Below are 10476 nucleotides of genomic sequence, written 5' to 3' on the forward strand. Positions count from 1 at the left end.
GCGACTTTCTTCAAAGCCTGTGAAGTCTTCTGCAACTCAGCCACATGGTTAGTAAATTCTTCCATCGTTGCTTGAACCTCTTCAGAATTAGCGGAAACCTCTTCAGCACCGGCTGAATTTTCTTCAGTTGAAGCAGAAATGTTCTCCAAATTCTCTTGAATCTTGTTTTGAACTTGCTCAATCTTTTGACTGGCCTGTTCGATAGTCTGAATATCTTTGATCAACTGCTGATTAATTGAAAAGACATTCTTCGATGAACCAATTGCTTGATCAATTAAATCAGTCTGTTTTTGACTACCTTCAACTGAAACAGTTGTCTTCTTCAGCATTTCTTCTGAATCTTGCCGAATCTTATCAATGATATCGGTGATTTGCTTAGTTGACTCACGACTTTGATTTGATAACTTGCGGATCTCAGAAGCGACCACGGCGAACCCTTTTCCAGCATCACCGGCACTTGCAGCTTCAATTGAGGCATTTAAAGCTAACAAATTAGTTTGATGCGAAATCTCACTAATCACCGCTACAATTTTATTGATGCTTTGAATTTGATCATTTAAGTTCCCCATACTTTGCAAGAGTTCACGCATCTTGTTGACCTCATGCTGCCAGCTCTGGTTGACCTGATCGGAGATTTCTAAGTTCTGATGATTGAGCTTGCCGGATTCTTGCGAACGGGCAGTCATTTGCTTAACCCCTGTACGCATCTCTTTTATGATCCCTGATAAATCTTTCAATTTAGTAACACTATTTTGGGTTTCTTGAGCTTGCGAAGTGGTAACTTGAGCAATACCAGTAATCGCCTGGGCTACTTCTTCGGTTGCTTTGCTGGTTTGTTTGGATAAGTCGAGTAAGGAATTAGACCCGTCAGCAACGTGTTTGCTTTCCTGCTTAACCTGACTAATTACTTTGCCTGATGAAGCAACCATTTGGTTATAGTAATATGCTAATTGATTAATTTCTTGACCATTAGCATCTGGTTCAATAGCTTTCAAAGCTAATTGATCTTGATTAAACAAAAAAGCTGAATGCCGTTTGCCAGTATACGACTTTATCTTACTGTAATTGCCCTTGCCAGCTGCTTCAAAATGATGTAAGAAAATTGCGGCAATTTTTTTGATCAGGCGTGATATTTGTTGTGAAACAATTAATTCAATCAAAACAGCAATCACCGCAATGATTAATGAAATAACAACTAAACTGCGTAATTCAGTATTTAGATCGTTTTTATCAACGACGGCAAAAGCCCAATTATCACTATTTTTATTACCTTTATCGTAATAAATTGTACCAACATTATCGACCTTTAATGTACCTTGCTGAGCTTTAGCTTGAGCAACCTGTTTGAAAACAGCATTGCTTTTAATGCTTTTACCTTGCTTAAAAGTATAATCTTTAGATTTACCAGCTGAGGCAATAACTGTTCCATCTTTATGGACTAAAGTGGCACTGCCAGTTCGGCCAACCTTCATAGCAGCAGCTGCTTTAGCAATGTTACTATATGATAAATCAAGTTCTAAGACCCCTGTTTGTCCACCTTGATTAGTAAACGCCAGTGAAGCTGTCGTCACAATTTGACCAGTCTCTGCGTCTTTGTAAGGTGAAGTCCACATTACTTCCCCGGGATGAGCAATTGCCGACTTATACCAAGGCCGAACTCTTGGATCATAACTAGCAGGCATCTTAGAAAGTGTTATGTAATTTCCATCAGTTGTAGCAAAGCCACTGTACTTAATTTGCGAATTGGCCCCTTGTGCATCACGAAGTAACTGTTTTATCTTTTTATTGTTAAACTTCTTACCCTTGAATGCGTTTTCGGAAGAAAGTTTAGCTAACTCGGTTTTAGTTGCGCCTCTCAAATTATTATTATTTGCAACTAAAGATTGAGCAGCACTTTGCTGACTCAGGGCATTTCGCTCAGTCAACAGCTTGCTGGTCGCAATGTACGAACCAATCAGAACTAAAATAATTGCAATCAACGCAGTAACCGTTAACATCATGCCAACAATTTTTCCTAAACTACGCTTTTTTTTCATAAAAAATCCCTCCCTAAAAGACACTTACTATATTTATATCGTTAAATTTTAAAAATTTTTAACCCTTTTAAAAAAATTCAAGCAAGAAAACTTACCATAGCATCAAAAATTATAAAGCTAATAATTATCTTTGCTTATCTATTGCCAGTTATAAAAAAAACACGTTTTTAAGTTAACTTAAAAAATCAACTTAAAAACGTGTAGATTAACGGAGACTTTAATTATTTTTCAATTTGAAAGCCATCAGCAACCTTCTTCAAAGCCTCTGAAGTCTTCTGCAACTCAGCCACATGGTTAGTAAACTCTTCCATCGTTGCTTGAACCTCTTCGGAATTAGCGGAGACCTCTTCAGCACCAGCTGAATTCTCTTCAGTTGAAGCAGAAATGTTCTCCAAATTTTCCTGAATCTTGTTTTGAACTTTTTCGATCTTTTGACTGGCTTGTTCAATAGTCTGAATATCTTTAATCAACTGCTGATTAATTGAAAAGACGTTCTTCGATGAACCAATTGCTTGATCAATTAGATCAGTCTGCTTTTGACTACCTTCAACTGAAACGGTCGTCTTCTTCAGCATCTCTTCTGAATCTTGCCGAATCTTATCAATGATATTGGTGATTTGCTTAGTCGACTCACGACTCTGATTTGACAACTTGCGGATCTCAGAAGCCACCACAGCGAAACCTTTCCCAGCATCGCCAGCACTAGCGGCTTCAATTGAAGCATTTAAAGCTAACAGATTAGTCTGATGCGAAATTTCGCTGATGACCGCGACAATCTTATTGATGCTTTGAATTTGATCATTTAAGTTTCCCATGCTTTGCAAGAGTTCGCGCATCTTGTTAACCTCATGCTGCCAGCTCTGGTTGACCTGATCCGAGATTTCTAAGTTTTGATGATTGAGCTTGCCAGATTCTTGCGAACGAGCAGTTATCTGCTTAACTTCTGTACGCATCTCTTTAATAATTCCTGATAAATCTTTCAATTTAGTAACACTATTTTGGGTTTCTTGAGCTTGCGAAGTGGTAACTTGGGCAATGCCAGTAATTGCTTGGGCCACTTCTTCAGTTGCTTTGCTGGTTTGCTTTGACAAGCCAAGTAAGGAATTAGAGCCATCAGCAACGTGAGTACTCTCTTGCTTAACTTGCTCAATAGCCTTACCAGATGAAGCAACCATTTGATTATAATGATAAGCTAACTGATTAAACTCTTGACCATTTTGATCAGGTTCACTTAATTTCAGTGCTAACTGATCCCGATCAAGCAACAATGCTAGTCCACGTTTAACGTTATCATAAGGCTTAAGCTTATCATACTTGCCTTTACCAGCATTTTCGAACGCTTGTAAAAAGGTGGCGGTTATTTTTTTGACTAATTTTGTAAAGTTTAAAGATATCAGCCATTCAATTAAAAGCATAATAATTGCTACAACAATTGAGATTTTAATTAAACTATGTAATTCAATATTTAAGTCATTATTGTCAACAACCGCAAACGCCCAATCGCTGCCATCTTTCTTGAAGTACATAATCCCTTGAGATAAAGTCAGCTCACCGCTTTTAGCCGAAGTAGCAGACATTTTCTTAAAAGCTTCATTCTTCTTAATGCTTTCGCCGGCTTTGAATGTATAATGCTTTGACTTACCTTCTGAACTGATAACTGTCCCACTTTTAGAAATCAAAGTAACGCTGCCGGTCCGACCAATCTTCATAGCAGCAATATCATTATCAACGCTCTTATAAGAAACATCAATTCCTAAAACACCAACTTGGCCTTTGGCATTTTTGACCAGAATCGAAGCAGTCGTTACCATCTGACCATCACTGGCATCTTTGTATGGTGTCGTCCAATGCACCTTGCCATTGGCACTTACGGCTCCTTTGTACCATGGACGCGTTCTTGGATCAAAGCCAGCTGGTACTTGGGTAAAGGTAATCAATTTGCCATCATAGGTTGCAAATTCAATTTGCTTCATTTCTTGATTGCCATTTTTCGCCATTCTCAAAGCTTGACGAATAGTTTGGGCATTGTACCCATTCTTCTTGAAGATGCTACCTTGTGATAAATTCTCCAATTCCTTTTCGGTCGACTGTCGTAAATTATTTTTACTTGCCAACATAGTGTTGGTTTCACTTTGCTGGCTTAATTGATTACGATTATTTAATAAATTTTTCGTTGAATGGTAAGAGCTAATTGAAACAACTGCAATAACTATCAAAACCGTAGTCATTAACATTATGCCAATAACTTTACCAATACTACGCTTCTTTTGCATAAAAAAACTTCTCCCCTCAGATTCAATCTACCTAACGTAAATATATATCGGAAAATAAATTAATTTCTTAATCGCTTGAAACCGTTTTTATATAAATTAAATTACTATATTTCTTTGAAAATTAGTTTCAAACAAAAATCTGAGGAAAAAACTCTACTCTTATCAAAGAGTAACCTTTCATTGGATGTTAACCCTAGCAGTTTTTGCATCAGGCTGATCTTGTCTAATTAAATTCTGGACTAACTGCAATTATTTGTTTCAAGTCCTGAAAAGTTTGAACATAACATGCTTGAATTTCTTGATGAATTTGATAATTTCCAACATAGCAGTCTACTAAGATTTCTTTTAATTTATTCACTTGGTTTTTTATTTCAGGCAATTTAAATGCATTTTGCGCTGCATTAATTGCCTGCTCTGTTTGAATTAATCGCTCAATTGATTCTTTCAAACTTTCATCAGAATCGTTAGCCAAGTTATTCTCGATATAAGCAACCGTCTTGCATAACAACTTCTTAGCTTTGACAAGTTTAACTTGCGGATCGTTCGCTAAAATCAACTGATAATCTTGCTCAACTGGCGTTGTTGTTAACACCTTTAAATTCTTAGTAATTCTATAAGTTTTAATTTTGGAGAATACTAAGCTAAAGCTTTCCGCCAAGAAGGAATCATTGGCTGGCAAGCAAATTAAACTGCCGCCTTTTTTTAAGGCCGCCAGACAAGATTTCAAAACCCGATCACTATGTGAAAATCCAACGTTACCATTAATAATTATCAGATCATAAACTGGTTGATCAAACCATGAGATATCATAAGAAGTCGTCAAAAGCGACAGATTAGCTGAGTTAGAAAGCAATGATACTTTTGCCAACCATTGACTTCCTGGAGCATTAATCATTTTATTGGTCAGACATAGTAGTTGGTTTTCTTTGTCAAAGATTGCTAAAAGTTTAGCTATAAAATAAGATAATGTTCCCTGATCACAGCCCACCTCCAAGACTCGATAAGCTAATGGCTGTTGGAAGAGCTGCTTAATGATTAAACTAATCGTGATTTCCAATTCGGTTTTTTTATCAGCTGTGATTGTCGGATCAATGAGCTTGATCTCTTTCAATAAGCCCTTAAACAGTTTCAAAAATCTCGGTACTAAACAACCTGCAGAATTGAAATTATAAAGCGCAAAAGAGCTGTGATTTTTTAAATAATTAATGTCAAACAGCTTAATTTTATGTCCTTGAACATCTTCAAAAAGGCAAGTGTTTTCGTTCAAAATTATTCTTGTCATTGATCTTCCCTCCAAAAAAGCAAAGCATGAAGGCGTTTGATAATCTTTTCAAAAGCAAAATTAGCTTGACTATATATCCAAGCAGCTTTTTCTAATTTTAATCTCAAACTGGCATTGGTAGATAATTCTACTAACAACTGAGCTAATTCTGCATTGGAATGATAGATCCGACCACATTTTTCATTATTGGTAGCATCAGCTGCTTCAGCAATTCCCGAGGTAATTATACAATCTCCTCCAGTTAATGCTTCAGCGATCACATTCGGGGTTCCGCCCTCTAATCTTGAGGTCAAAACAAAAATTGATGCCCTTTGATACTCTGTTAATAGCTTCCCCTTATCCACAATCTCACCAACTAAAATAACTCGACCTTTTAACTTAGGATAGCATGCAAAATACTTTTCCAACCAGCTTTTAAATTGATCTTCGACCGGGCCGACAAGCTTAACTGACCACTCAGGAATTTTCTCGGCGATCTGTGAGAAAGCCAGCAGCAATGCTTCATTATTTTTCTGATAAGTTCCGATCCGCCCGACTGTCAAAATAACTTTTTCCTTTTTATCCCATTTAAGATCCAAATTATGATGTGAAAAATTATAAAAACCATTTGGAATATAATTAATCGTCCACTTAGGCCACTTAATGTTTAAATGTTTTTGTAACATTCGCCCACTAGTGGCAATCAAGTCGCACTGATCCATAAACTTTTGAAAATGTCGATCTTGCCAGTTTATTCGATCCATCCAAGCAGCATTGGCATCAAGATATAAATAAACGTAGCCATCAGGTCTTAGCTGACGATATAAATCTAAAACTGGGAAAAAACTGGGATATGGGCCACGCAAAATTAAACCATCCATTTGCCGATAATTTTGTTGGACAAACTCCAATTCGCTAATAATAAAATTATCATTATCTGGCGAATACTCAATTTTTAGACCAGGAACCACTTTTTTTAAATTATTATATGTAATGCTGCTATCATTTTTTGTAACTAAGGTTTGCTGAATTCCATACTGTTTAAGCAATAAATAAGGAATCACGCCAACTTCCTTAGTTAATTCTCCGTCCCGCCATTTTCCCGAAGTTCCGTTAAATGAATAAAAGTGTAGTTTTTTATTTAAAGCCAGTTTGGAAATTTTTTCCTTCGGGACTGCAAATAAAACTAACTTCGAAGCATGATCTTTTTGATAGTACCGCAAATAAAACTTATAATTGGGACAGATCTGCTTAAGCAACATTGGGATCTTCCACAAATGACTTGCAGCATGTGACAAATAAACAATTATTTTAGGATGATCCTTTTGCAGATGATTTTTGGCACTAATCAGGATGCCAATTGACGACTTTGGGGTATCAACCTGCAGCAAACCGATTGGCTCCTTAACTTCACTATCTAATACTACCGTTCTATTGAGGTTGTTTTCTTGACTATTATTTAATAGCTTAATTTTCAGGTTGGAAAACCTTGTTAATTTCTGTTGATCTTTAACTAGCTTTTCAATCGATGATTCAAAAACATAACCTGGCTGATAATCATGATGATACTTTAAAAGAATTCCGTTCCCACTGCCACAAACAACCAAGGCTTTATTTCTAGAACATTTAACTAACCTTGTTAAAAGGAACTGTTCATGACCGATTATTTCACTAAGCAATTTTTTTACTGGCAAAATACGAAAACTAAGCAAGTTCAGCAAGACCTTTTTGGAGTACTCATCTGTTAAAAGATCATAAAGTTCCCGGAAATAACCAGCATGACTAATTAAATCTTTCAAGTTGGCAGAGTAATTTTTAACAATTACTTCTTCTTTATCATCTTCGCCTAACCCGTTTAATAAATTCTGTGGTGAAACTGCTAAAAATTCAGCCACTGTCTGCAAAATTTCTTGAAAATTATATTTTTCCAAGAATTTAACAAGAGTATCGATGCTCTTTAATGAAGCATTTAACTGCTGCCTTGTTAATTTCAAAACAAATGCTCCTTACCATTTCCTTAAATCCAAAGTAAACTTTATACAAAAAAACTGCTCATTCAGTTAAAATAGACAGTTTAATCATAATTCCCCATTAACTGAATAGCAATTTAAATTCGCAACAAACTTTATTTAGTGTAATTTATTCTTTGAATGATGATTTCAACGCGCCGATTTTGAGCTCTTCCGGCAGCTGTCGCATTTGAAGCCCGAGGATCATTTTCAGCGTATGCCTGAATTGAGACATTACTACTACTAATAACGTTATTATTTACGTAATATTGCATTACCTGAATCGCACGAGCCGCACTTAAATCCCAGTTTGACTGATATTTTCCATTTTGTCCTTGATAAGGAACATTATCAGTATAGCCCGCAATCACAACTGGATTTTCACTCAGTTGTTTTAATGGGGATGATAAAGCATTCAAATTATTCTTAGCTTCATCGCTTAATGCAGCACTCCCAGTTGAAAATAAGACGTTACTCTTCATATTGATATGAATTCCATCTGATTGCAGGCTAACATCCGCATTATTTGCCAGTTCTGGAGTTTGCTTAATAATTTGATTTAATTTTTGCTCAACACTCTGCAATTGCTGTGTTTCCATTTGTTCACGCTTTGTAAGTGCGACCGATGATGAAGCTGCCGAGCTCTTTAAAATGCTCTTTTTATTAGCACCACTTTTTTTTACTTTGATTACATCCTTGCCAGCTTCTGAAGTAGTTGAACGATTCGACAAAATCGTGCCAAATTCAGTTTTGATCTCCTGAAATTTTGTTTCATTGATTTTGGCCATCGCAAATAATACAATAAAAAGAGACAACAGCAAAGTCATCATATCAGAATAAGGCAGCAACCAGCCCTCTGATGGTGCCTCAGTTTTCTTTTTCTTCCTCATAGACTATCGTTCCTCTTTGTCTTGATACCTCTGTTTCGGTGCCAATAAACTATTTAGTTTTCTTTCAATACTTCGTGGTGGCATTCCAGCTTGAATAGCTATGACCCCCTCCAAAATTAAATCAAGCGCCTGGATCTCTTCTTCAGATTTGGAAGTCAATCTTGAGCCAGCAGGAATTAAGATAACATATCCCAAAAAAATACCATACATTGTCGCAACAAAGGCTGACGAAATCATTTCACCTAACTTGCTAATGTTCTCCAGATTACCTAAAGCACCAATCAAGCCAATTACTGCACCTAAAACTCCCAGTGTTGGAGAAGTTGCTCCAGCTGTTTTAAAAATTGAAGCTCCAACCCGATGACGTTCTTCCATGCTTTCAATTTCGCTCTCCATAACACTGCGAACTTCTTCAGGTTCAGCGCCATCAACTACCATTTCCATCCCTTTTTTTAAGAATGGATTATCCAGCTTCTCAACCGGTTCTTCCAAGGCTAGCAAGCCATCTTTTCTAGCGATATTTGATAATTCAACAATTTGCCCGACAATTTTCCCATAATCGTATGTTTGATTGGAAAATAAAACTTTCACCATTTTAGGCAGCCTTTTGATCTCTTGAAGTGGAAACGAATTGATTGTTGCAGCAATCAGCCCAACGATAATAATTAAAGCTGCTTCTGGACTAAGTAAAATCGTAATGCTGGCACCTTTGATTAACATCCCGCCTAAAATGGCGGCTGTACCAACAATAATACCTATTAACAAAAATACATCCATGATAATTAGCCTCCTGAATATTCCCAAAGGGACTGAACCTAATAGTTTATATCGGTAAAAAAATGGAAATTGTTAACAAAAATACAAGTGGAAAATAAAAAAGGGATTATCTCTCTAAATCCCTTTTTATTCGAGTGGTACTTATTTCAGGTGTTCTAGGCAAATAAATAACTTCAATTCCCTCTTTTTCCAGAAAATCAAACTTACCTCTCCAATCATCGCCCATAACAAATTTATCAATATGATATTTTTTTACATCTTCTATCTTTTGCTGCCAAGATATTTCTGGAATAACTAAATCAACATAACGAATTGATTCTAAAAGCAGCTTTCTTTGCTCATAATGAAAATAACATTTTTTATGTTTCTGAGTCCAATTAAATTCATCAGTTGAAAGAGCTACAATTAAATAATCACCCAGTTCTTTCGCTCTCCGTAATAAATTTATATGTCCATAATGTAATAAATCAAAAGTCCCATAAGTAATTATTTTTTTCAAACAAGCTTCTCCTTAAATTCACGATTAAAACTCTGGCATTTATGAAAATCATATCTGTAAATCACTTAATGATATCTTTGTATAAATCAATAAACCTTGAATTATAGTTTTGATTAAACTCCAAATTTTTATTTGCTCTCAATCTATATTTTTCAAAAAAGTTATTTTTATTACCAATAATTGAAAGCAATTCTGGAATAGTGTATGCAACGGGCCCTGCAAATTCTCTACGTGGATCGATAGCGTAGGTCCCGCGATCATTTTTTAAGTAATCATCATTATCATATAGAAAATGAATTATTGGTTTATTTAGAGCAATAAAATCTACATAAACACTTGAATAATCACTAATTAATAAATCTGTAATCAATAAAATATCTTGCGTATCAACTGTCTCATCTAAATTCAAATAATTTCCTACTCTTTGTCCATTATTAGAACTTCTTCTTACAAAATGCTGACGTTCTAATAACACCGCATTTTTTTCTTCTAACATATGGCTAACTTCTTGATTATTAACTCTCTGAAAAGAAAAAACTTGACGTGATTTATCTCTAAAAGTGGGTAAATATGTTATTACAAATTTCCCTGAATCAATACCTAATTTCTTCTTAATGGTAGCTTTTAGCTCATAATTATTTGAATTTTCACGCAAATAATCCACTCTAGGCATTGAGGCTATCAGTACGTTTCCCTTTTGCGCACCATAATATGAAAAAGCTGTGCTCTGG

The 10476-nt window shown here is 35.7% G+C and carries 8 protein-coding genes; all 8 read right to left on the minus strand.

What is annotated here, in order from left to right; genetic code table 11:
• On the minus strand, positions 1 to 2036 hold a 2036-nt coding region (locus tag ON15_RS00915; protein WP_010579587.1), incomplete at its 3' end, for a methyl-accepting chemotaxis protein.
• A 221-nt stretch (positions 2037 to 2257) separates the two neighbouring features.
• Positions 2258 to 4309 (minus strand): methyl-accepting chemotaxis protein, encoded by a 2052-nt coding sequence (locus ON15_RS00920; RefSeq protein ID WP_010579588.1) that lies wholly within the window; start codon positions 4307 to 4309, stop codon positions 2258 to 2260.
• Between the two features lie 223 nt (positions 4310 to 4532).
• On the minus strand, positions 4533 to 5591 hold the full coding sequence (locus ON15_RS00925; protein WP_010579589.1) for a methyltransferase domain-containing protein: 1059 nt from the start codon (positions 5589 to 5591) through the stop codon (positions 4533 to 4535).
• The gene (locus ON15_RS00930) at positions 5588 to 7564 is read right to left on the minus strand and encodes a glycosyltransferase family 4 protein (RefSeq protein WP_010579590.1); all 1977 of its coding nucleotides are present in this window, start codon (positions 7562 to 7564) and stop codon (positions 5588 to 5590) included. Before ON15_RS00930 ends, ON15_RS00925 begins: the two co-directional genes overlap by 4 nt.
• 131 nt (positions 7565 to 7695) lie before the next feature.
• Positions 7696 to 8469 (minus strand): OmpA/MotB family protein, encoded by a 774-nt coding sequence (locus ON15_RS00935; RefSeq protein ID WP_010579591.1) that lies wholly within the window; start codon positions 8467 to 8469, stop codon positions 7696 to 7698.
• A gap of 3 nt (positions 8470 to 8472) precedes the next feature.
• Entirely contained in the window at positions 8473 to 9246 is a 774-nt protein-coding gene (motA, locus tag ON15_RS00940) for a flagellar motor stator protein MotA (protein ID WP_010579592.1), read from the minus strand.
• 106 nt (positions 9247 to 9352) lie between these two features.
• Positions 9353 to 9745: a glycerol-3-phosphate cytidylyltransferase gene (gene tagD, locus ON15_RS00945; RefSeq protein ID WP_010579593.1), complete on the minus strand. Its 393-nt coding sequence runs from the start codon at positions 9743 to 9745 to the stop codon at positions 9353 to 9355.
• A 61-nt stretch (positions 9746 to 9806) separates the two neighbouring features.
• Positions 9807 to 10476: CDP-glycerol glycerophosphotransferase family protein (locus ON15_RS00950; RefSeq protein ID WP_010579594.1), on the minus strand; the 670-nt coding region annotated here is incomplete at its 5' end.

Origin of the sequence: Liquorilactobacillus vini DSM 20605 (assembly GCF_000255495.1) — a bacterium.
GTDB lineage: Bacteria > Bacillota > Bacilli > Lactobacillales > Lactobacillaceae > Liquorilactobacillus > Liquorilactobacillus vini.